Origin of the sequence: Mesorhizobium sp. IMUNJ 23232, from assembly GCF_044326205.1 — a bacterium.
GTDB lineage: Bacteria > Pseudomonadota > Alphaproteobacteria > Rhizobiales > Rhizobiaceae > Kumtagia.
The window spans coordinates 101,657-123,960 of sequence record NZ_JBIRCY010000012.1 but is presented as its reverse complement, the minus strand read 5'-3'; the positions used below and the strand labels follow the sequence as shown (position 1 = coordinate 123,960).

Sequence of the window (22,304 nt, the reverse complement as noted above, 5' to 3'; positions counted from 1 at the left end):
GGCGCCTCCTTCACCCTCCCCCTTGTGGGGAGGGTCGATCGGCGAAGCCGATCGGGGTGGGGGTAAATGGCTGTCTAGTTGGTTCATACTGATAAGTGAGCTGTTTCTCGACCCCCACCCCGCGCCCTCGGCGCGACCCTCCCCACAAGGGGGAGGGTGAGGCGCTTAAGCCATTGCGTGGCGGTGGTTGGCCGAGTAGCGGCCCGTCAGATGATGCTCCAACTGCCGCTCAATGTCGGTGAGCAGACTGGAGGCGCCGAAGCGGAACAGGTCGGGCTCAAGCCACGGCCGGCCGAGTTCCTCCTTCATCAGCACCAGCCAGTCGAGCGAGGCTTTTGCTGTGGAAATGCCGCCGGCCGGCTTGAAGCCGATGAGATAGCCGGTCTCCTCGAAATAGGCGCGGATGGCGCGCACCATGATCAGGCCGACCGGCAGCGTGGCGTTGACGCTTTCCTTGCCGGTCGAGGTCTTGATGAAGTCCGCACCCGCCATCATCGCCACCATCGAGGCCAGCATGACGTTGCGCAGCGTGGCGAGATCGCCGGTGCCGAGGATCACTTTCAGATGCGCCTCGCCGCAGGCGGCGCGCATCTGTACGATTTCGTCGTAGAGTTCCTGCCATTTGGCTGAGAAGACCAGGCCGCGCGGGATGACCACGTCGATCTCGTCGGCGCCGTCTTTCACCGAGGCCTCGATCTCCTTCAGCCGCGTGTCGAGCGGCGCCAGGCCGTGCGGGAAGGCGGTGGAGACCGCCGCGACATGGATGCCGGTGCCGCGCACGGCGTCGGCGGCAGTGGCGACGAAGGGGTGATAGACGCAGACGGCCGCCGGTCGGATGTTGGCGCCGGCTATCCCCAGCCCCTCGACGATGTCGGGCCGGAACGGATTGACTGCCTTGGCGCAGAGCCGGCGCACACGTTCTTCCGTGTCGTTGGAGTTCAGCGTCGTCAGGTCCATGCAGGCGACGGCGCGCAGCAGCCAGGCGGCCTGGTTGTCGGCCTTGATCGAACGCCTCTTGGTCAGCGTGGCGACACGCCGCTCCAGTGCGCTGCGGTTGACGTTTCTCACCGATTCCAGGAAGCCGAGGTCGAGCTTCATGCCGGGATTGCGGGCGATGGTGTGCGTCGTCTGCTGCACATTTGCCGGTATGCGTGAGGGCAAAGGCATGACCACCGATGATTGCGGCCCCGCCGTCGCACGGCCCGTTTCCCTGTTCATGAGCGTCGTCCTCCGACATGCCGGGCACGCGACTGGGCCACGGCAGAGCAAGCTTTCTTCTACGCTCCAATGACGACGAATTTCAAGGCAGCGTTGGCGGCGGACGCGTCAGTCGCGCGGCTCCACCTGACAGAGGATTTTTTCGAAATCCCTGTCCTTCGGATTGTAGTCGGGGTGACTGCCGAAGAATTTTTGCCGGGTGATCCTGGGCGACGACAGGCCCTCGATGTGGAAACTGCGAAAGCCCCTCCCGCTGCCGCCTGAGCGTTGAACGGCCGAGAGCACGAGAATGCCCCTCCGGCTGATGCCAAGTATGTACGGGTGAGCGCTACGCTCCTCGCCTTCGTAGATGAAGGTCAGGACGCGCATCCGCTCAATGGCGTCGCAGATGGTCCGGACGGTCGCCAGCGTGTGCGGATCGACCTCCGGACCGGTCATTCGATCTTGCTAGACGGCGTTCCGCCTCGCGCCGTCGACACTCCATGCGCCGGGGCCGGCGGACACCAGATAGAGGAAGATGAAGCAGAACAGGATCGCCGCTTCGCCCATATTGATAGCCGGAAAGAAACCCTGCGGGGCGTGCGCCATGAAATAGGCGACCGCCATCTGGCCGGACAGGATGAAGGCGACCGTGCGGGTGTGGAATCCGATGATGATGAGCAGCCCGCCAAACGTCTCGAGGATGCCGGCGACCAGCATTAGCGTTCCCAACCCGTTGGCAAACATTTCGGAGGGCGGGAAGCCGAACAGCTTCATCGTGCCGTGCTCGATATAGAGCAGGGCAGTCACGATCCTCAGGATCGCCAGGAACTGCGGCTGGTATTTGGAGAGACCCTCGAACATCGGCAGATTCCCATGTCATCAGTGTCAGGCCGGCCCATTGCCGGTAGCGGACCCTAACCGACTCGCAAACTTGGTGTCCAGTTTCAGCTTTCGGCGGATTGCCCGGCGTCTGACCCAACTGGCAACAGCCTGCTTTTGGTACTAGATTGTCCGCCATGACCAGGGACAATCTGATAAAGACGCTTCGGTTGCTGAAACCGGCCTTGGAGGCCGAGGGCGTTCAGCACCTTGCGCTGTTCGGTTCGCGCGCCCGTGGCGACAACCGGCCGGACAGCGATATCGACCTGCTGGTCGAGGTGCCGGAGACGAACAGCTTTTCCATCCTCAATCTGATCGGGGTGGAGCATGCCGTGAGCGACAATCTTGGGTTGAAAACCAATGCAGTGATGCGGCGGAGCCTGCGCGACAGTTTTCGGGCGTCTATCGAGCCGGACATCGTCGACATATTCTGATGCCGCGGCGTTTCGACGAGAGACTTCAACACATCCTGGAAGCGATCGTACAGATCGAAGGCTTGGCCGACGGCCAGACTTCAACGTCGATCGAAACCAACCCGATTTGCCGTGCTGCGTTCGAGCGTTTCGTCGAGATTATCAACGAAGCGTCTCGGCATATACCCGACGTGGCAAAAGCAAGGCAGCCGCAAATACCCTGGCGTAGAATCGCCGATATCGGCAACCATCTGCGCCATGGTTATGAGACGGTTGAATTCGAGATACTCTGGAAGCTTGTCACCCAGCGTGAGCTTGAGGCTCTGAAGGCGGCAATTGTCGAGATGAAGGATGCGGCAAAGGAAGGGTAGGCTGCGCCAGCCGATGCCTGTCTCGCCTCACCCCACGAAGGCGCGTTCCACGACGAAATCACCCGGATGGTTCAGTGAACCTTCCTTGAAACCGAGGCTTTCCGCCAGATCCTTGACGTCCTTCAGCATATGCATGGAGCCGCAGATCATGATGCGGTCGGTGGCCGGATCGAGTTTTTCGATGCCGAGGTCGTCGTAGAACTGGCCGGACCCGATCAGCGCGGTGATGCGGCCCATGCGGCCAGATTCCTCGCGCGTCGTCGTCGAATAGAGCGTGACGCGGCCTTGCGTGAACTCGCCGATCAACGGATCGTCGACGAGGTCCGAGACCAGCTCCTGGCCGTAGACCAGTTCCGCCTTGTCGCGGCAGGTATGGGTGACGAACACCTGCTCGAATTTTTCGTAGGTGTCGGGATCGCGCAGCAGGCTGGCGAAGGGGGCGATGCCGGTGCCGGTCGAGATCATGAACAGGCGTTTTGCCGGCGTCAGCGCGTCGACCACCAGCGTTCCCGTCGATTTGTGCCGCATCAGCACGGCGTCGCCCGGCTGGATTTTTTGCAACTCCGAGGTCAGCGGGCCGTCCGGAACCTTGATCGAGAAGAACTCCAGTTCCTCGTCCCAGGCAGGGCTTGCGACGGAATAGGCGCGGAACACCGGCTTCTCGGCATTCGGCAGGCCGATCATCACGAACTCGCCGGAGCGGAAGCGCAGCGACTGCGGGCGGGTGATGCGGAACGAGAACAGCCGGTCGGTATAGTGCTTGACCGACACCACCGTCTCGACATGCACATTGGCCGGGATCGGGAAGGCAAGCGGAAGGACCGCGGCTGTTCCGAGCGACAGGGGAGAGTTCATCGACGCCGCGCCTTTCGTTTTCTTCAGCGCAACGGCACCCTGTCGCGGCGGACCCGAACGGCCCGGCGCTGCTGGACGCATGCCCGAAAGCTAAGCTCTTGTGTCGGAAATTTATTAGTATACAAACGAGTTTAGGGTCAAGACGCGGGTGGGGAACAGCTTTCCAAACTGCCCGGGACGGCTAGTCCAGCATTTCGGGTTCGTCGGATGGCAGAGAATATTTCCTCGCAGCCCGCAGGCGTCGTGGCCGGCATCGATGTCGGTGGCACTTTTACAGACCTGATCCTGATCGACGCAAGCGACGGCGGCAAGGTGCGCATCGCCAAGACCCCGACGACCGTCGACAACCAGGCTTTCGGCGTGGTGGCGGCGCTTGCCGAGACCGGATTTCCGGTCGGCGGCATCGACCTGATCGTGCATGGAACGACGACCACCACCAACGCGGTGCTGGAGCGCCGGCTGGCCCGCACCGGCATGATCACCACGCGCGGTTTTCGCGACGTGATCGAGCTTGGGCGGCGCACCCGGCCGCAGGCCTACGGCATGACCGGCAGCTTCGTGCCTGTCATTCCGCGTGACCTCCGCCTGGAGGTGAGCGAGCGCATGGAGGCGTTGGGCAAGGTGCGCGTGCCGCTCGACGAGGACGAGATGCGCGCCGCCGTCCAGCGGCTTCTCGCCGCCGGCTGCGAATCGCTTGTCATCCATTTCCTGCATTCCTACGCGAACCCGACGCATGAGCGGCGTGCGGCCGAGATCGCGGCAAAGCTCTGGCCGAACGGCTACATCACCACCGGCCATTCGCTGCTGTCGGAAGCGCGCGAGTTCGAGCGCGGCGTCACGGCCGCCGTCAACGCCAGCGTGCAACCGATTTTGGAACGTTATGTCGAGCGGTTGCGGCGCGAACTGGAAGGGCGAGGATACGGTCGCGATTTCCTGATCATGAACGGCAATGGCGGTATGATCTCGGCCCGCTACGTGACGCGCGACGCGGCCAAGACCGTCATGTCCGGCCCGGCCTCCGGTGTCATCGCCGCCGCCTATACGGGAAAGCGGGCCGGCTTCCCGTCGCTGGTGACCTACGACATGGGCGGCACCTCGACCGACGTGGCGCTGATCCTCGACGCCCAGCCCGCCGTCTCCAACGAGATCGAAATCGAATATGCGATGCCGATCCACGTGCCGATGGTGGCCGTCCACACGGTCGGCGCCGGCGGCGGCTCGATCGCCCGCGTCGACGCTTCGGGTCTGATCCAGGTGGGACCGCGCAGCGCGGGCGCTGATCCCGGCCCGATCTGCTACGGGCGCGGCGGTATGGAGCCGACCATAACCGACGCCAACCTCGTGCTCGGCCGGCTCGATTCGAAAAAACTGCTGGCGGTCGACAGGCCGGTGACCGTCGAGGACGTGCGCACGGTTTTCGAACGCACGATTGGCCGTCCGGCCGGACTGGATGGCGTCGCCGCGGCCGGTGCGGTGCTCAGGCTCGGCAACATGAAGATGGCTGGCGCCATCCGCATGGTGTCGGTGGCGCGCGGCTACGACCCGCGCGATTTCACGCTGTTCGCCTTCGGCGGCGCGGGGCCGCTGCATGCCAGCGCCCTGGCCCGTGAGCTCGGCCTGCCGCGCGTGCTGGTTCCCGCGCGGCCGGGCATCACAAATGCGCTGGGCTGCGTGGTCGCCGACCTGCGCCACGATTTTGTCAACACGATCAACCGTCCGGTGGCGACACTGGACGAGGCAGCGATGCGGGCGATGCTGGAGAGCCACCGCGCCCAGGGCATGGCGCTGATCGACAAGGAGATGGTGAGACCGGAGACCGTCCGCTTCAGCCATTCCGCCGACATGCAGTTCGTCGGGCAAACGCACATCATCACCGTGCCGCTGCCCTCGGTCGAAATCTCGCGCGGCGAATTGCAGGTGCTGTTCGAGAAGGCTTATTTCGCGCGTTTCCGCGTGGATCTGCCGGAAATCCGCGCCAATCTCGTCAACCTCAACACCTCCGTCACCGGCGTGCGGCCACAAGTCGACCTGTCGCGGCTGATCGATCCGGCCGGCCGCGCCGCGACGCTTGACCAAGCGCTGACCGAGACGCGGCCCGTCTGGTTTGAGGGCGGCTTCGTCGACACGCCGGTCTATGCACGCGAAAAGCTGCCGCTCGATGCGAAAATCGTCGGGCCGGCGATCCTCGAGCAGATGGATGCGACGACGGTGCTGGAGCCTGGCGACCGCGCGCGTTCGGATGCCGATGGCAACCTGATCGTCGAGGTGGGAGCATGACGGCGATGACCCTCGACGCCATCACCCTTTCGGTCATCCTAGCGGCGTTGCAGCAGACCTGTGACGAGATGGACCTGACTTTTTCGCGGGCTGCCTTCTCGCCGGTGATCGCCGAAGCCAACGATCGCTCGGACGGCATCTATTCGGCGGTCGACGGCTCGCTGATCGCCCAGGGCAGCCAGGGCCTGCCGGTCTTCGTCGGCGTCATGCAGCATTCGACGAAGACGATCATCGAGATGATCGCCGCCGGCCGCTGCCTGCCGCCGCAGGAAGGCGACATCTACATTGTCAACGATCCCTATCTCGGCGGCACGCATCTGATGGACGTGCGCTTCGCCATGCCGGTCTATCGCGGCGGAAAAATCTTCTGCTGGCTCTCGAACACCGGGCACTGGCCCGATATCGGCGGCGCGGTGCCGGGCGGGTTTTCCGCTTCGGCCACGGTCGTCGAGCAGGAGGGGCTTCGGCTGCCGCCGGTGAAACTGTTCAAGAAGGGCACGCTCGACCCGGAAATCTACGCGATCATCACTTCAAACATCCGCGTCGCCGACCAGCGCATCGGCGACATCAAGGCGCAGGCCGCCGCCCTTCATGTCGGCCGGGAGCGGCTGTTCCAGATTCTCGACCGCTACGGCGACGAGACGGTTGTCGAAGCGATCGCCGAACTGCGCCGCCGCGCCGCGGAGCAGATGCGGGCCAACATCGCGCGCATCGCCGACGGCACCTACCGCTCGACGGCCTTCGTCGATTCCGATGGCGTCGTCGACCGGCCGCTGACCATCGCGCTGGCTGTGGAGAAAAAAGGCGACACGCTGACCTTCGATTTTGCAGGCTCCAGTCCGCCGTGCGCCGGGCCGATGAACAGCGTGCTGGCGACGACTTTGTCGTCGGTCTATCTCGCCATGCGCCATATTTTTCCGGACGTGCCGATGAGCGCCGGCGCCTTCGAGCCGCTGATCGTCAAGCGGCCGGAAGGCACCTTCCTCGATGCAAAGTATCCCCGCCCGGTTTCAGGCTGCGCGGCGGAGGTTTCGCAGCGCATCGCCGAGGCGGTGTTCGCGGCGATGGTGCAGGCTTTGCCTGAGGAGGTGACGGCGGCGCCGGCGGGGTCGAGCGGCAATTTCGCGCTGGGTGGATCGGACCCGGCGCGCGGGCGCGATTTTGTTATGTACCAGATTTCCGGCGGGGGGTATGGCGGCCATGCGGGGGGTGACGGATTGACGAATGGCTGTTCGACCATCGGCATCTCGAAATCGCCGCCGGTCGAGATCATGGAGCAAGCATTTCCAATACTTTACCGGCATTATGCGCTGCGCGAGGGCTCCGGCGGCGCGGGCAAAAAGCGTGGCGGCTTCGGGCTCGCCTACGAGGTGGAGCTGCTGCGCGGCGAGGCGCGGGCGTCGTTCGTCATGGACCACGGGCGGGTCGGGCCGCAGGGCGTTCTGGGTGGGAAGGACGGCGAAGTGAACAAAGTCACGGTCTGGCGTGATGGTGTCGCGCATGTGCCGCCGCACCTATCCAAGGAGCAGGATATTCCGCTGAAGGCGGGCGACCGGGTCAGCGTCGGAACGCCTGGTGGCGGCGGTTTCGGCGATCCGTTTTCGCGCGATCCGCAGGCCGTGCTGACGGATATAAGCCTTGGATATTATTCGGAAAGCCAGGCGGAAAAACTGTTCGGCGTGGTGGCGCGCGACGGCATTTTGGACGTTGACGCGACGGTCCGCTTGCGAGCGGGCAGGGGCTGAAAACCGCTCCGCCCCGTCGGCGCGCCGCCTCCCCGACTCGATGCGGGAATCCGTCCGAGAGCCGAAAAGGGGGCCTCGCAGGAAACCTCACTTCGGTCTGGCGTCCATGGCCTTGATCAGCAGTCGCGCCGCCTCGGTCGCAAAAGCCTCGTCGTTGATGTCGGTGTCCAGTTCCACCAGTAGGACATTGCTGGCAAAATTTTGCTTCAGCGCCTCGAACAACGCGGCGTCCGCCGCCGGGTCGTGGAAGGGCTTTCCCTCCATGTCGATCGACGACACGCCTTTTTTCGGGATCATGAACACGGTCGGGCCGGTCGCCCGGTTGAGTTTTTGCGCGATAGTCGCGCCGAGTGTGGCATTCTCCTCCGCCGTGGTGCGCATCAGCGTCACCAGCGGGTTGTGGCTATAGAAGGTGCGGTCGGCGAATTTCGTGGGGATGGTTTCCGGCGCGCCGAAATTGACCATGTCGAGCGCCCCGGCCGACACCACCTGAGGAATGCCCTTTTCGCCCGCCGCTTCCAGCCGGCGCGGTCCGGCGGACAAAATGCCGCCGACGAGTTCGTCGGCGAGTTCGGTGGTGGTGATGTCGAGCACGCCGGCGAAAAAACCGGCGCGGATCAGTTCTTCCATGGTGCGGCCGCCGGTGCCGGTGGCGTGGAAGACCAGCACCTCGTAGCCGGCCTGTTCCAGCACGGCCCGGGCTTTTGTCACGCAAGGCGTGGTGACGCCGAACATGGTGGCGGCGACCAGCGGCTTTTCCTCGGCCTGTTTGACGCGCTCGACGCCAGCCATGCCGACGATGGCGCCGGCGGCGTTGGCGAGAATCTGCGAGGACAGGCGGTTGATGCCGGCGATGTCGACGATCGACGGCATGACCAGAATGTCCTTAACGCCGACGATCGGGCCGACGTCGCCGGAGACGAGCGTCGAGACGATGAGTTTCGGAAAGCCGACGGGCAGCGCCTGCATGGCGGCCGCGGCGATCGACGTGCCCCCGCCGCCGCCCATGGCGATGATGGCGTCGATGCGGCCTTCGGCCACGAGACTGACCGCAACCGCCGCCGCGCCGCGCGCCATGAGGGCAACCGCCTCGCCGCGGTCGCGGCGCGCAACCAAAGTTTCAAGATCGCCGCCGCCAGCCTTCGCCACCTCTGCGGCGGAAATATCGGGCTGGAAGGGCGGCGCGCCCAGCACCCCGGCGTCGATCACCAGCGTTTTCGCGCCCAGCGCCTCGATGCGGGCTTTGAGGAAGGCATATTCGCCGCCCTTGGAATCGAGCGTGCCCAGCAAGGCGACTGTTTTGGTCATCGGCCCTCCCCGCGCGACGGTTTTCTCCCGCCACATCGGGTTGATCGTATGCCTTAGCTGGAGGCCGGCAGACAAGCGTTTGGGATTGCTTGGCTACAGAAGCTCACATGACCGAGTTGGAGATGTATTTCAACCTCAGGGGTCGCGCTGGGACATTGCCTGGCGAATCAACCAAATCGGCGGTCACCGGCGATGCAGAAAGCAACGAATCGCTCTCCTGTGAGCGCATAGCAATTATCCACCCTTCTCAATGCTACGCAGATAGGCGCCGAGCATGCTGGTAAGATAAGTGGAATACACTAGTCAATTGTTAGGTGCAGTCTGCGCCGTCCGCCGACAAGCGCGGGGCCATGGCGGCGCGTCAAAAACTCGGCCGGCAGGGCGACGGGTCGATCCTCGAACGGGCGGTTCCTTCGTGGTAATCTCGAACCGTCATGCTGAAGATGAAGCGCGTCTACGAGCCACCGTCGAGCGAAGACGGTTTCCGCATCCTCGTCGACCGGCTGTGGCCGCGCGGCCTTGCCAAGGCCGACGCCGCGATCGATTTGTGGCTGAAGGAAGTTGCGCCGAGCGCGGAATTGCGCCGATGGTTCGGCCACGATCCGGAGAAATGGCAAGAATTTCGCCGCCGCTACCGTGACGAACTCGACGGCAACACGGAAGCAGTTGAGGAACTGCGGCAAGCCATCTCCGGCAAGGAAAAGGTGACGCTGCTCTATGCTGCGCGGGACGACGAACACAACAACGCGGTCGCCCTACGCGACTACCTGAGAGCGTTTGAAAAGTAGGGCGGACGCCGGCCGCGTTTGTCGGCCGGCGTGGCGCGGCAAAAAGATCAACCGATGGTCTGGCCGGTCTTGGCCCAGTCGGCGAGGAACAGTTCAAGACCCTTGTCGGTCAGCGGGTGTTTCACCAGCGCGCGCAGCGTCGCCGGCGGGGCGGTGATGACGTCGGCGCCGATGAGGGCCGCCTGCTTGACGTGGTTCACGGTGCGCACCGAGGCGGTGAGGATCTCGGTCTTGTAGTCGTAATTGTCGTAGATGGTGCGGATTTCCGAGATCAGTTCCATGCCGTCCGACCCGGTGTCGTCGATGCGGCCGACGAAGGGCGAGATGAACGAGGCGCCGGCCTTGGCGGCCAGCAGCGCCTGGTTGGCCGAAAAGCACAGCGTGACGTTGACCATGCGGTTCATCTCGGTGCGGATGGTCTTGCAGGCCCTTAGGCCGTCGAGCGTCAGGGGTACCTTGATGCAGACATTGTCGGCGATCTTGGCCAGCACCTTGGCTTGCTCGATCATCTCCGAATATTCGGTGGCGACCACTTCCGCCGAGACGGGTCCGGCGACGATGTCGCAGATCTGCTTGGTGACATCGGCGATCTTGCCGCCGGATTTGAGGATCAGCGACGGATTGGTGGTGACGCCGTCGAGCAGGCCGAGATCGTTGAGCTCGCGGATTTCCTTGACGTCGGCAGTATCGACGAAAAATTTCATGGCACCGTTCCTTTGCTGTCGGGATTGTCCCGGATGGCCGCCCGCGCCGCCGGTTGAGGCAGGGAAGGCGCTTTTCAGACGGCCTTTCTAGGCGATCGCAAGCCGCGCTCAAAGCGATGTTTTTGCATGGCGGAAGTTCCACGCCCGCAGACGGAAGCCGGTGCCTGCCAGCCGCCTTGATGGCGCCTGGCCTGCTTCGCTGCAGGCCTGAATCGTTTGCGCGGACCGCGCCGATTTTCTGGCCCTCGAAAGCCGGCTGTTGACAGGGCGGCCGGCTGCGGATATCTCCACTATGAAATAGATGTCACTAAGTGAAATTTATTTCACGCATGACAATTGAAGGCGGACCGGGAGGGCTCCGTCCGCCGCCATCGGAGGAGAACAGTCGCATGAAGAAATTTCTGGTAGGCCTCGCCGCCGGCATGTCGATGCTGGCCGCCACGGCCGCGCAGGCGGAAAGCAAATATCAGTGCAAGGAAGGCGAGACCTATGTGATGAACGTCATGGTCTCCGGCGTGGAATACTGGTTCCCCGTCTACGAGGCGTTCAAGCAGGCCGCCCAGGCGATGGGTTGCAAGACGGCCTATACCGGCACGCCAGAATATGACGTGACCAAGCAGATTGCCAGCTTCGACCAGGCGCTGGCCAAGCAGCCGGCGGGCATTTTGGTCCACCCGATGAACTCGGACCCGTTCATCGAGCCGATCAACCGCGCCGTCGATTCCGGCGTGTCGATCGTGACCTTCGCGGCCGATTCGCCGAACAGCAAGCGCGCCTCCTACGTCACCTCGGACAACAACAAGGAAGGTTCCTACGCGGCCGACGTGATCGCCGAGGCGCTGGGCGGCAAGGGCGAGTACGGCATTCTGGAGAATCCCGGCCAGGACAACCACGACAAGCGCGTCGTCGCCTTCATCGCCCGGATGACCGAAAAATATCCCGACATCAAGCTGGTCGGCCGCGCCGCCACCAACCAGGACCCGACAAAAGCCTACCAGGCGGTGCTGTCGATGGCGCAGGCCAATCCGAACCTCGGCGCCCTGTTCATGCCGGAGGCCAATTCGGCGCTCGGCGCCGCCCAGGCGGCGCAGGAACTCGGCGGCAAGATCAAGATCATGAACGCCGACGTCAACGGCAAGATTCTGGATATGATCAAGGCCGGCCAGGTGTTCGGCGCGGTCAATCCGAACCAGGGCATCCAGGGCTATATGGGCTTCATGCTGCTGTTCAACGCCGCCCATCCGGACCTGATCGATCCGATGAACGACTGGAAGCGATCCGCCTACAACCCGATGGGCGTGCCCTTCGTCGACAACGGTTTCGCTGTGGTCACCAAGGACAATGCCGACGATTTTTATTGGGACGCCTATCTGAAGCGGCGCGGCACCAAGGGCATCGAGGAGTAAACTCCTCCCCCTGTGGCCGGGCGGTTCAGCCGCCCGGCACGTTCCCGAAAACCAACCGGCAATCCGTCATGCATGAAACCCTCGCACTCGAAGTCAGAGGCGTCTCAAAGGCGTTCGGCCCGATCCAGGCGTTGAAGGACGTCAGTTTCGGCCTGCGCAAGGGCGAGATCCATGCGATCGCCGGCGAAAACGGCGCCGGCAAGTCGACGCTGATGAACATCGTCGACGGCATTTTGAAGCCGGATCGCGGCGAGATATTTGTCGGCGACCGCAAGGCCGAGATGACCTCGCCGGAAAAGGCGCAGGAACTCGGCATCGGCTTCGTGCACCAGGAAATCGCGCTGTGCGCGGACATTTCCGTCGCGGAGAACATTTTCATGGCCGCCACCAACCGGCGGCGGGCCCTGTTCATGAACTATGCGGAATTGCGCGAGAAGGCGCGCGCCGTGCTCTCCACGCTGGGCGACATCGACCCGGACCTGCCGGTAGAAAGCCTGTCGATTTCCGAGCAGCAGATCGTCGAGATCGCCAAGGCGCTGACGCTGGACTGCTCCGTGCTGATCCTCGACGAACCGACCGCAGCACTGACCGAGCGCGAGGCCGGAAAGCTGTTCGCCATCATGGCCGACCTGAAGCGCCGGGGCATCAGCATCATCTATATCAGCCACCGCATGGCCGAGATTTTCGGCAATTGCGACCGCATCACCATTTTGCGCGACGGCCGTTACGTCTGCACCGAGGAGATTTCCGGCATGACGCCGGAGGCTGTCGTCGGCCGCATGGTCGGCCGGCACCTCGGCGACCTCTATCCCGAGAAGAACTTTTCGAGCGCCGGGGCGCCCGTTCTGCTGTCGGTCGAGGGGCTGAGCGACGGTGAACGGTTTCGTGACGTTTCCTTCAACCTGCGCGAGAAGGAAATCCTCGGTATCGCCGGTCTGATCGGCGCTGGGCGCACCGAGATCGCGCTGGGCGTCTGCGGACTGCATCGGACAGTCAGCGGCAAGGTCACGTTGCAGGGCCGCGACGTGACACCGGAAAACTATGCCGACAGCATCACCAACGGCGTCGTCTACCTGTCCGAGGACCGCAAGGGCGCCGGCGTTTTCCTCGACCTGCCGATCGCAGCGAACGTCTCGGCGCTGCGGGCCGAGCAGGTCTCGACGCGATATGGTTTCATCGACCGCACTCGCGAACGAGCGCAAGCGAACCGGCTGGGCGACGCGCTCAACCTCAAGCGCGGGTCCATCGACGATCCCGTCTCCACGCTCTCGGGGGGCAACCAGCAGAAGGTGGCGATCGCCAAGATGCTGTCGGTCGACCCCAAGGTGATCCTGCTCGACGAGCCGACGCGCGGGGTCGATGTCGGCGCCAAGGCCGAGATCCACCGCATCCTGCGCGACCTCGCCAATAGCGGCACCGGCATCGTCGCAATCTCCTCCGAACTGCCGGAACTGATCGGCCTGTGCGACCGGGTGATCGTCATCCACGAGGGGCGCATCGCCGGCGAGGTCAGGGGCACGGACATGACCGAGGAAAACATCATCCGCCTGGCCTCCGGCCTGGCGCCGGCGGAAAGGGAGAGGGCATGACTGTCATGAGCGACATCAGAGCGGGCAAGGGCAGTCAGGCGGCCGCGCCGCGCCGCCCGTCGATGCTGCGCGGCATCGGCAACATGCGCGAACTCGGCCTTGTGCTGATCATCCTGGCGCTGTGCGTGGTGATGAGTTTTGCCTCGCCCTACTTCCTCACCTGGACGAATTTCCGGGCGATGCTGATGTCTTTTTCCGTCGAGGGCATCGTCGTCGTCGGCATGACGATCCTGCTGATCGTCGGCGCCATCGATCTATCCGTCGGCTCGGTCGTTTGTTTCTCCATGGTGGTCGGCGGCTTCTTTTTCCTTGCGGGGCTCGATCCTTGGTCCGCTAGCGCGTTGGCGATCCTGGCATCGGCGGGAGTCGGCGTGCTGATGGCGCTGTGCGTGACGAAAATCGGGCTGCATTCCTTCATCGTCTCGCTGGCCTTCATGGTGATCGTGCGCGGCCTGTGCCTGGCGATCACCGGCGGCACGCCGCTGTCGTTGTTCTCGCTGCCGCCGAGTTTCAAGTTCATCGGCCAGGGCACGGTCTACGGCATGCCTTTTGTCATCATCGTCTTCGTGATGGTGGTCGCGCTCTTTGACCTGCTGCTGCGCCGGGCGACGGTGTTCCGAAAGGTGTTCTACACCGGCAGCAACGAGAAGGCGGCGGCGTACTCCGGCGTCCGCACCGACCGCGTCAAATTCTTCTGCATCGTTCTGTGCTCGACGCTGGCCGGGCTGGCGGGGGTCATCTACATGGCGCGTTTCGGCGCGGCGACGCCCACCTTCGGCCTCGGCATGGAGCTCAACATCATCGCAGCCGCGGTGATCGGCGGCGCCAGTCTCAACGGCGGTTCGGGCACCATCCTCGGGGCCATCCTCGGCATGGCGATGCTGTCGGTCGTCTCCAGCTCGTTGATCCTGCTCGATGTTTCGCCTTACTGGCAGGACACGATCCGCGGCCTGATCCTGCTCGCCGCCGTGTCGTTCGACCATGTGTTGCACAAGAACAAGATGGCGGCTGCCCGTGCCGGTCGTTAAGTTGAAGCGCATGGGGGCGACAGAGCAGATCGACGACTATGAACGCGTGCGCAAAATCCACCGCGTACTGGTCATGCATTACGTCGAGGGTATCAGCCAGGCCGAGATCGCCAAGCGGACGGGCATCTCGCATCCGACCGTCAACCGGCTGGTCAAGGAAGGCCACGAGCGCGGCTTCGTCCAGATTTCGGTAAAATCGCCGTTCCAGTCGCTGTTCGAACTGGAGCAGCAACTGGTCGAGGCCGGCGGCCTGCGCGAGGCGATCGTCACGCCTTCGGTGTCCGAACTGGAGGAGGTGAACCTCACCACGGCCGGTAAGGCCGCGGCTGAATTCCTGCTGGCTAACCTGAGAGACGGCGACACGGTCTGCGTGTCCGGCGGCCAGGGCGTCAGCGCGGTTGTGAATGCGCTGAACCCGTCGCATGCGTATGATGTGACGGTGGTGCCGGCGACGGGCGGCGTCCAGGGAAAGCACTTCATCGACGTGAACCACGTTGCCGCGCGGCTGGCCGCCAAGCTGCAGGGCAGGGCGTTCCAGATCCACGCGCCGATCTTCGCGGCCTCGCGCGAGGAACGCGACGTGCTGATGTCGCTGCAGTCGGTGCGCGAGGTTCTGGCCCGCGCCCGCGAGGCGCGGGTGGCGCTGGTCGGCATCGGTTCGGTCCATTCGGACAAGTCGACCTATTTCAATCTGCAGACGACCGGCAAGCTGCAACTGCCGGATCTTGGGCAGAGCGGCGCGGCCGGCGAACTGGTGGCACACCTGATCGACCGCAAGGGCGAGCTTTGCGACTATCCGCTGAACGAGCGGGTGGTGGCGCTGACGCCGGCCGAATTCAAGGCCGTTCCGCTGTCGATCGGCATTTCGGCGGGCGAACGCAAGGCCGAGCCGATCGCCAGCGTTCTCAGCGGCGGGTTCCTCGACGCGCTGGCGACGGATGAGGCCACGGCCGCCCGCGTCGTCGACATCCTGAAAGGATAAGACATTGAAAACGAATGAAATTTCATCCCGTCCCTTGGGCGGATCGGGCATCATGGCGAGCAGCATCGGGCAGGGCACCTGGGCGATGGGCGGCTGGATGTGGGGCGGCACCGACGAGGCGCAATCGGTGAAGGCGATCCGCGCGGCGATCGACGAAGGCGTCACGCTGATCGACACCGCGCCCGCCTATGGACTTGGAAAAGCGGAGGAAATCGTCGGCGAGGCAATTGCCGGCCGGCGTGATGAAGTGGTGGTCGCCACCAAATGCGGTCTCGTCTGGCACACCGACAAGGGCACGCATTTTTTCGACGAGCACGGCAAGAAGGTCCATCGTTATCTCGGCCGCGACACGATCTTTTATGAGGTCGAGCAGAGCCTTCGCCGGCTGCGCACCGATCATATCGACCTTTACATAACCCATTGGCAGGACACGACAACTCCAGTTGCGGAGACCATGGGCGCGCTGCTCGATTTGAAGCGGCAAGGCAAGATCCGGGCGATCGGCGTGAGCAATGTCAACCCCGAAACATTGAAAGAATACATGGCGGTAGGCCCGGTCGACGCGATCCAGGAGCGGTTCAGCATGATCGACCGGGCGATCGAGGCGGACCTGCTGCCCCTTTGCCGCGATAACAACGTGTCCGTGCTGAGCTATTCCTCTCTCGCGCTCGGCCTGCTGTCGGGCAAGATCGGTCCCGGCCGGACGTTCGAGGGAGACGATCTGCGCAAGGACGATCCGCGTTTCTCGCCGGCCAATCTTGAGCGCGTCGCGGCCTTCATGAAGGAGATCGCGCCGGTGGCAGCGGCCAAGCAGGCAACGCCCGCGCAGGTGGTCATAGCCTGGACGGTGGCGCGGCCGGGCGTCACCTATGCGCTCTGCGGTGCGCGCAACGCCGGGCAGGCGGCGGAGAACGCGGTCGCCGGAAGGCTGTCGTTGTCGGAGGGCGAGATCGTGCTGATCGACGCGGCGATCGCAAAACATCTCGCCGGCATCGACGGCTAAGGCTTGCGGAATTCGGGATCATGAGCGGGACGCGCACCGAGAGGCTAGACAGGCTGCGCCGCATGGAGCGCGTCTCCGTGCTGGTGGTCGGCGGCGGCATCAACGGCATCAGCGCCTGGCGGGAACTGGCGTTGCAGGGCGTGGACGCCGTACTGGTTGATCGCGGCGACTTCATGAGCGGGGCGAGCGCGGCGCCTTCGCGCATGATCCATGGCGGGCTGCGCTACATGGAGAATGGCGAATTCGCGCTGGTGCGGGAATCATTGCGCGAGCGTAATCTATTGCTTACCAATGCGCCGCACATGGTGTCTCCGCTGCCGACGCTGATCCCGCTCGCCGACCGGTTTTCCGGGGTGCTGGCGGCGGCAAGGCGCTTCCTTGGCGGCAAGCCGAAACCTCGGCCGCGCGGCGCGCTCATCGTCAAGTTGGGGCTGACGCTCTACGATCTCTATTCCGGCGCCGGCAAGGCGGTGCCGCGCCATCGTTTCTACGGCAGGCGGGAACTAAACCGTCGTTTTCCGGACCTCGACCCGGCGCAGCGTTTCGGCGCGGTCTATTATGACGCCAAGATCGCCTATCCGGAACGGTTGGGCGTGGAGATGGTGCTGGATACGGAAGCCGTCGCGCCGCAGGCGTTGGCATTCAACCACCTGGGAATGGATGGCTTTTCGGATTGTAAGGCATTAGTTACAGATCGGCTGGCCGGCGAAAAATTGTCGCTGCGGCCCGACATCGTCGTCAACGCCACCGGCGCCTGGATCGACATCACCAACGGCTTGATCGCCAAGAATCCGGCGCCGCTGATCGGCGGGACGAAGGGTTCGCATCTGGTCATCGACAATGACCGACTGCGCAACGCGCTCGGCGACAACATGGTCTATTTCGCCAATCGCGAGGGCCGGGTCTGCATCATGTTCGTGCATCTCGGCCAGGTGTTGGCGGGCTCGACGGACATCAGTGTCGAGACACCCGAGGGCGTGCGCTGCGAGGCCGATGAGGCGGACTATATTCTGGCGTCGATCCGCGAGGTTTTTCCGGGCATAAAAATCGCGCCGGAGGAGATCGTCTTCCGCTTCGCCGGCGTGCGGCCGCTGCCGCGCAGCAATGCAGGCGTCAACGCCGAGATATCGCGCGATCACCAATGCGGCTGGCTGCCGGAGCAAGCCGGGCTTCCGCCGGTGCTGAGCCTTGTCGGCGGCAAGTGGACCACCTTTCGTGCCTTTGGCGAGCAGGCCGCCGATCTGGTTCTGGAAAAACTGGGGCGCAAGCGCATCGTCTCCACGCGGGATATGAGGATCGGTGGCGGCCGCGACTATCCGACTGAAGCCAATGTGCGCCGGGACTGGATTGCCGATGCGGTTGCGCACAGCGGGCTGGCGGCGGCGCGCGTCTCGGTCCTGCTCGACCGCTACGGGACAAAAGCCGCGGTCCTTGCCGTCCATCTCGGCGGCGAGGGCGACGAGCCGCTTGCGAGCCTTCCGGCCTATGGCCGGCGCGAGTTTGCCTATCTGGTCGCGCATGAGCATGTCGCCACACTTGCCGACCTCGTGCTGCGCCGCACCGCGATGGCGCTCAAGGGCGAACTGTCGCTCGACGCGATCGAGGAGATCGCTGGCCTCACGGCATCCGTGCTTGGCTGGGGCGAGGAGCGCCGCGTCGCGGAAATCGAGGCGCTGATTACCCTTCTCGAAGACTTTTACGGCGTCGACAGGGCCACGCTGGAACACAGAAACCGGAGGCAAGACCATGTACCAGTCGAAAAAAGTCCGCATGAACCGTCTGTTCGGAAACGGCAGATGTCTTGACGTCGCCATCGACCACGGGGTTTGCAACGAGCCATCCTTCCTCGACGGGCTGGAGGACATGGGCAAGGTGGTGCGGCTGCTGGCGGATGCCGAACCGGACGCCATCCAGATGAATTATGGCCAAGCCGACCTTTTGCAGGACCTGCCGGGCAAGAACAAGCCGGCGCTGGTGATGCGCATCGACATGGGCAACCCGTATAATCGCACGCGGCATCGTGAGATGTGGGCCGTGCTGCAGAATGCCCACGACCCAATCGCGCCGGCGCTGCGTTTGGATGCCGCCTGCGTGGTCGTCAACCTGTTCATGCTGCCGGACGAGCCGGGCCTGTTCAAGCAATGCGTCGAGAACATCTCGCGTGTCGGTCAGGACTGCGAAAAGTACGGTATGCCGCTGATGATCGAGCCGCTGGTCATGCAGCCCAACAGCGAGCGCGGCGGCTATCTGGTCGACGGCGACGCGGAGAAGATCGTCACGCTGGTGCGCTTGGCGCGCGAGATGGGCGCCGACATCGTCAAGGCCGACCCAACCACCGACCCCCAGGATTTCCACCGCGTCGTCGAGGCGGCGCGCTGCCCGGTGCTGGTGCGCGGCGGCGGCAAGGCGGACCTGCGCCAGGTCTTCGCCAACTCACATGCGCTGATGCGGCAGGGCGCGCATGGCATGGTCTATGGCCGCAACATTTATCAGCACGCCGACCCGGCCCGCGTGGTGCGCGCTCTGATGGCGATGATCCACGACGGCGTCGACGACGCCGAGGCGTGGCGGATCTATTCCGCATGACAAAGTTCCTCCTCGGCATCGACGCCGGCAATACGGTGGTGAAGGCCGTGCTGTTCGACCTTGGCGGCAAGGTCGTCGGCGCGGCTTCGGCGGAGGGCCGCTCGCGGCAACCGGCGCCCGGCCATGTCGAGCGCGACATTGCCGAGCTTTGGCGCGGCGCGGCGGATGTGATTGCGCGGTGCCTGAAGGAGGCCGGGGCGACCGGCGCGGACGTCGCGGCGATTGGCACCGCCGGCCACGGCAACGGGCTCTACATGCTCGATAGGGAAAACCGGCCGTTGCTAGGCATCCAGTCGCTCGATACTCGTGCGGCCGTCCTCGCAACGGAACTCAGCGCCGATGGGCGAGGCGAACGGCTTTACACCCAATGCCTGCAAAAACCGTGGCCGTCGCAGACACCGACCTTGCTGAGATGGATCAAGCAGGAGCGGCCGGAGGTCTATGCGCGAGCCGGAACAGCCTTCTTGTGTAAGGATACTCTTACATTCATGCTGACCGGTCGGCGCGTCACGGATTTTTCCGACATGAGCGGCTGCGGCCTGCTGCGCCTGCCGGAGCGGCAATACGACCGTGCCTTGCTGGAAGCATATGGTATTGCCGAGGCGGCTGATATGCTCCCCGACCTCGTCGGGCCGGATGAGGTGGCCGGGCGCATCACGGGAGAAGCCGCGGCGGCTACGGGCCTCGCCGAAGGCACGCCGGTAGCGGGCGGCTTCTTCGACGTGCTCGCCTCCATGATCGGCGCCGGCACCATCTTGCCCGGCGAGGCGGCGATCGTCGCAGGCACCTGGAGCATCAACCAGGTGGTGCTGGAAAGCCCGCTGGTGGACGAGCGCATTTTCCACGCTTCGACCTGGCGACCCGACCGCTATGTGTCCATCGAATCCAGCGCCACGTCCGCGGTCAATCTCGAATGGTTTTTGCGCGAGATCGACGGCGGCCACGGCGCTGAGGCGTTCGAACGCTGCAACGCGCTGGTCGCCTCGGTCGAGCCGGAGGCGGAACTGCCAATATTCCTGCCGTTCCTCTATGGTTCCGCGACGCACCCCAATGCGCGGGGCGCCTTTCTCGGCCTGTCGGGCTGGCATGGCAAGGCTGCCATGCTCCACGCGATTTATGAAGGCGTCGTCTTCGAGCATCGGCGCCATATCGACCGGCTGCGCGCCGCCGGCGCCCGTTTCGACAAGGCCAGCCTGTCGGGTGGTGGCTCGCGCAGCGAGGTCTGGTGCCAGATGTTTGCCGACCTGCTCGGCCTGACAGTGACGGTGGCGGAATGCCGCGAGACCGGCGCACTGGGCGCGGCGATTGCCGGCGGCGTGGCGGCCGGTATCTTTCCCGATCTTGAGACGGGCATGGCTGGCATGGTGCGCGTCAGCCGGGAGTATCGGCCGCGCACGGACGGAAAAACCCTTTCCGATGCGCGATACCGCCTCTATCGTGACCTCACTGAAATGCTGCCGGAACGCTGGGCGGCCTATGGGGAGGAGGCACGGCTCCGGTGACGGACAGAATAGATCTGGGTTCCTACGACTACGTCATCGTCGGGGCCGGTTCGGCCGGTTGCGTGCTCGCCAACCGGCTGAGCGCCGCGCCTGGCAAGCGCGTGCTGCTGCTGGAGGCGGGCGGCTCGGACAATTACCACTGGATCCACATTCCGGTCGGCTACCTCTACTGCATGGGCAACCCGCGTACCGATTGGGGTTACAGCACGGTCGCGGAGCCCGGTCTGAATGGCCGCAAGCTCGCCTATCCGCGCGGAAAAGTGATGGGTGGTTGCTCCTCCATCAACGGCATGATCTATATGCGCGGCCAGGCCGCCGATTACGACCACTGGCGCCAGCTTGGCAATCCCGGCTGGGGCTGGGACGACGTGCTGCCGCTGTTCCGTAAGTCGGAGGATCACCAGAGGCTGAACGGAGCGTTCCACGGCCAAGGCGGCGAATTGCGCGTCGAGCGCCAGCGGCTTTCGTGGCCGATCCTTGACGCGGTGCGCGAGGCGGCGGAAGAACTCGGCGTGCCGCAGGTCGACGATTTCAACGCTGGCGACAATTTCGGCTCGTCCTATTTCGAGGTGAACCAGAAGGCCGGTTTCCGTTTCAACGCCGTACGCGCCTTCCTGCGCCCGGTGCGACACCGGAAGAACCTGACGGTGATGACCGGCGCGCATGTCGAGCGCATTGTGTTCGAGGGGAAGCGCGCGGCCGGGCTGGACCTGCGGCTCGACGGCAGGCCGGCGCGCGTCGGCGTCGCCGGCGAACTCGTGCTCTCGGCCGGCGCGATCGGCACGCCGCAACTGCTGCAGCTTTCCGGTATAGGACCGGCCGACCTGTTGCAGCGGCATGGCATTCCGGTGGTGGAAGACCTACCCGGCGTCGGCGAGAATCTTCAGGACCATCTGCAGATCCGCACTGCCTTCCGCATAACCGGCGCGACGACGCTGAACGAGAGGCAGGCGCGGCTGACCGGCAAGGCCATGATCGCGCTGGAATATGCATTCCGGCGAACCGGGCCGATGTCGATGGCACCGAGCCAGCTCGGCATCTTCATGCGTTCCGACGAGCGTTTCGCCACGCCGAACATCGAGTTCCACGTGCAGCCGCTGTCGCTGGAAAAATTCGGCGAGCCGCTGCATCCGTTTCCGGCGATCACAGTGTCGGTCTGCAATCTCCGGCCGCAATCGCGCGGCCATGTCCGCATCGCCTCGGCCGATTCGCAAAAACATCCGGACATCGCGCCGAATTATTTGTCCACCGACGACGACCGGGCTGTAGCTGCCGATTCGATCCGCATCGCGCGCCGCCTGATGGCGACGAAGCGCATGCGCGAATTCGAGCCGCGCGAGTTCAAACCGGGGCCGGAAATTTCCGGGCCGGAGGAACTGGCCAAGGCGGCGGGCGATATCGCCACCACTATTTTCCATCCGGTCGGCACCGCGAAGATGGGCACCGACCGCTTGGCCGTGGTCGGCGCCGACCTGAAGCTACGCGGCTTCGAGGGCATTCGGGTGGCGGATTGCTCGGTTATGCCGACGATCGTCTCGGGCAACACGCATGCGCCGGCGGTGATGATCGGGGAGAAGGCGGCACAGATGATGCTGGGTTAAGTGCCGGGGACAGTTTGCTTTTTTCCGCTCGCGCCAGCCTTGAGGCTTCGCCGCCCTTCTGGGAAGC

At 64.2% G+C, this 22,304-nt stretch carries 20 protein-coding genes; 14 read left to right on the top strand and 6 right to left on the bottom strand.

Going from position 1 to position 22,304, the window contains the following annotated elements; genetic code table 11:
• Nucleotides 1-165: 165 nt before the first annotated feature.
• The 3 genes from deoC to ACH196_RS11705 all read right to left on the bottom strand — a co-directional run bounded on the left by deoC (nucleotide 166) and on the right by ACH196_RS11705 (nucleotide 2,061).
• Nucleotides 166-1,218 (bottom strand): deoxyribose-phosphate aldolase, encoded by a 1,053-nt coding sequence (gene deoC, locus ACH196_RS11715; protein ID WP_396647070.1) that lies wholly within the window; start codon nucleotides 1,216-1,218, stop codon nucleotides 166-168.
• A gap of 108 nt (nucleotides 1,219-1,326) precedes the next feature.
• A complete protein-coding gene (locus tag ACH196_RS11710; RefSeq protein WP_396647069.1) occupies nucleotides 1,327-1,656 on the bottom strand; it encodes a hypothetical protein in 330 nt (109 codons plus the stop codon).
• A gap of 9 nt (nucleotides 1,657-1,665) precedes the next feature.
• Nucleotides 1,666-2,061, bottom strand: a complete 396-nt coding sequence (locus tag ACH196_RS11705; RefSeq protein ID WP_396647068.1) for a DoxX family protein — start codon at nucleotides 2,059-2,061, stop codon at nucleotides 1,666-1,668.
• Nucleotides 2,062-2,216: 155 nt separating this feature from the next.
• Between ACH196_RS11705 and ACH196_RS11700 the strand changes: the two genes are divergently transcribed.
• Together ACH196_RS11700 and ACH196_RS11695 are read left to right on the top strand one after the other, a co-directional pair.
• A complete protein-coding gene (locus ACH196_RS11700) occupies nucleotides 2,217-2,513 on the top strand; it encodes a nucleotidyltransferase family protein (protein ID WP_396647067.1) in 297 nt (98 codons plus the stop codon).
• Complete coding sequence (locus ACH196_RS11695; RefSeq protein WP_396647066.1) at nucleotides 2,513-2,863, top strand: DUF86 domain-containing protein; 351 nt, start codon at nucleotides 2,513-2,515, stop codon at nucleotides 2,861-2,863. The genes ACH196_RS11700 and ACH196_RS11695 overlap by 1 nt, the downstream gene beginning before the upstream one ends.
• Nucleotides 2,864-2,890: 27 nt before the next feature.
• Here ACH196_RS11695 and ACH196_RS11690 read toward each other — a convergent pair whose 3' ends face one another.
• Entirely contained in the window at nucleotides 2,891-3,718 is an 828-nt protein-coding gene (locus ACH196_RS11690) for a ferredoxin--NADP reductase (protein WP_396647065.1), read from the bottom strand.
• Between the two features lie 207 nt (nucleotides 3,719-3,925).
• On the opposite strand from ACH196_RS11690, the gene ACH196_RS11685 reads away from it, so the two are divergent.
• Both ACH196_RS11685 and ACH196_RS11680 read left to right on the top strand, forming a co-directional pair.
• Nucleotides 3,926-5,995, top strand: a complete 2,070-nt coding sequence (locus tag ACH196_RS11685) for a hydantoinase/oxoprolinase family protein (RefSeq protein ID WP_396647064.1) — start codon at nucleotides 3,926-3,928, stop codon at nucleotides 5,993-5,995.
• 5 nt (nucleotides 5,996-6,000) lie between these two features.
• Nucleotides 6,001-7,740 carry a hydantoinase B/oxoprolinase family protein gene (locus ACH196_RS11680; protein ID WP_396647092.1) on the top strand — a complete coding sequence of 580 codons (1,740 nt, stop codon included), beginning with the start codon at nucleotides 6,001-6,003 and terminating at the stop codon, nucleotides 7,738-7,740.
• An 87-nt stretch (nucleotides 7,741-7,827) separates the two neighbouring features.
• Here the strand turns inward: ACH196_RS11680 and ACH196_RS11675 are convergent, their stop codons facing one another.
• A complete protein-coding gene (locus ACH196_RS11675; RefSeq protein WP_396647063.1) occupies nucleotides 7,828-9,048 on the bottom strand; it encodes a Tm-1-like ATP-binding domain-containing protein in 1,221 nt (406 codons plus the stop codon).
• 434 nt (nucleotides 9,049-9,482) lie between these two features.
• Between ACH196_RS11675 and ACH196_RS11670 the strand changes: the two genes are divergently transcribed.
• Nucleotides 9,483-9,836, top strand: a complete 354-nt coding sequence (locus ACH196_RS11670; protein ID WP_396647062.1) for a DUF488 domain-containing protein — start codon at nucleotides 9,483-9,485, stop codon at nucleotides 9,834-9,836.
• 47 nt (nucleotides 9,837-9,883) lie between these two features.
• Here the strand turns inward: ACH196_RS11670 and fsa are convergent, their stop codons facing one another.
• The gene (gene fsa / locus ACH196_RS11665) at nucleotides 9,884-10,540 is read right to left on the bottom strand and encodes a fructose-6-phosphate aldolase (RefSeq protein ID WP_396647061.1); all 657 of its coding nucleotides are present in this window, start codon (nucleotides 10,538-10,540) and stop codon (nucleotides 9,884-9,886) included.
• A 422-nt stretch (nucleotides 10,541-10,962) separates the two neighbouring features.
• Between fsa and ACH196_RS11660 the strand changes: the two genes are divergently transcribed.
• The 9 genes from ACH196_RS11660 (at nucleotide 10,963) to ACH196_RS11620 (ending at nucleotide 22,237) form a co-directional block, all read left to right on the top strand.
• Nucleotides 10,963-11,946 carry a substrate-binding domain-containing protein gene (locus ACH196_RS11660; protein ID WP_396647091.1) on the top strand — a complete coding sequence of 328 codons (984 nt, stop codon included), beginning with the start codon at nucleotides 10,963-10,965 and terminating at the stop codon, nucleotides 11,944-11,946.
• A gap of 68 nt (nucleotides 11,947-12,014) precedes the next feature.
• On the top strand, nucleotides 12,015-13,535 hold the full coding sequence (locus ACH196_RS11655; RefSeq protein WP_396647060.1) for a sugar ABC transporter ATP-binding protein: 1,521 nt from the start codon (nucleotides 12,015-12,017) through the stop codon (nucleotides 13,533-13,535).
• A 5-nt stretch (nucleotides 13,536-13,540) separates the two neighbouring features.
• On the top strand, nucleotides 13,541-14,563 hold the full coding sequence (locus ACH196_RS11650; RefSeq protein WP_396647059.1) for an ABC transporter permease: 1,023 nt from the start codon (nucleotides 13,541-13,543) through the stop codon (nucleotides 14,561-14,563).
• A complete protein-coding gene (locus ACH196_RS11645) occupies nucleotides 14,550-15,545 on the top strand; it encodes a sugar-binding transcriptional regulator (protein ID WP_396647058.1) in 996 nt (331 codons plus the stop codon). The genes ACH196_RS11650 and ACH196_RS11645 overlap by 14 nt, the downstream gene beginning before the upstream one ends.
• Before the next feature lie 52 nt (nucleotides 15,546-15,597).
• Nucleotides 15,598-16,548 carry an aldo/keto reductase gene (locus ACH196_RS11640; protein ID WP_396647057.1) on the top strand — a complete coding sequence of 317 codons (951 nt, stop codon included), beginning with the start codon at nucleotides 15,598-15,600 and terminating at the stop codon, nucleotides 16,546-16,548.
• Nucleotides 16,549-16,568: 20 nt separating this feature from the next.
• Nucleotides 16,569-18,353 carry a glycerol-3-phosphate dehydrogenase/oxidase gene (locus ACH196_RS11635; protein ID WP_396647056.1) on the top strand — a complete coding sequence of 595 codons (1,785 nt, stop codon included), beginning with the start codon at nucleotides 16,569-16,571 and terminating at the stop codon, nucleotides 18,351-18,353.
• Nucleotides 18,295-19,134, top strand: a complete 840-nt coding sequence (locus ACH196_RS11630; protein ID WP_396647055.1) for a class I fructose-bisphosphate aldolase — start codon at nucleotides 18,295-18,297, stop codon at nucleotides 19,132-19,134. The genes ACH196_RS11635 and ACH196_RS11630 overlap by 59 nt, the downstream gene beginning before the upstream one ends.
• Complete coding sequence (locus ACH196_RS11625) at nucleotides 19,131-20,636, top strand: FGGY-family carbohydrate kinase (protein WP_396647054.1); 1,506 nt, start codon at nucleotides 19,131-19,133, stop codon at nucleotides 20,634-20,636. The genes ACH196_RS11630 and ACH196_RS11625 overlap by 4 nt, the downstream gene beginning before the upstream one ends.
• Nucleotides 20,633-22,237 carry a GMC family oxidoreductase gene (locus ACH196_RS11620; RefSeq protein ID WP_396647053.1) on the top strand — a complete coding sequence of 535 codons (1,605 nt, stop codon included), beginning with the start codon at nucleotides 20,633-20,635 and terminating at the stop codon, nucleotides 22,235-22,237. The genes ACH196_RS11625 and ACH196_RS11620 overlap by 4 nt, the downstream gene beginning before the upstream one ends.
• Nucleotides 22,238-22,304 lie beyond the last annotated feature (67 nt).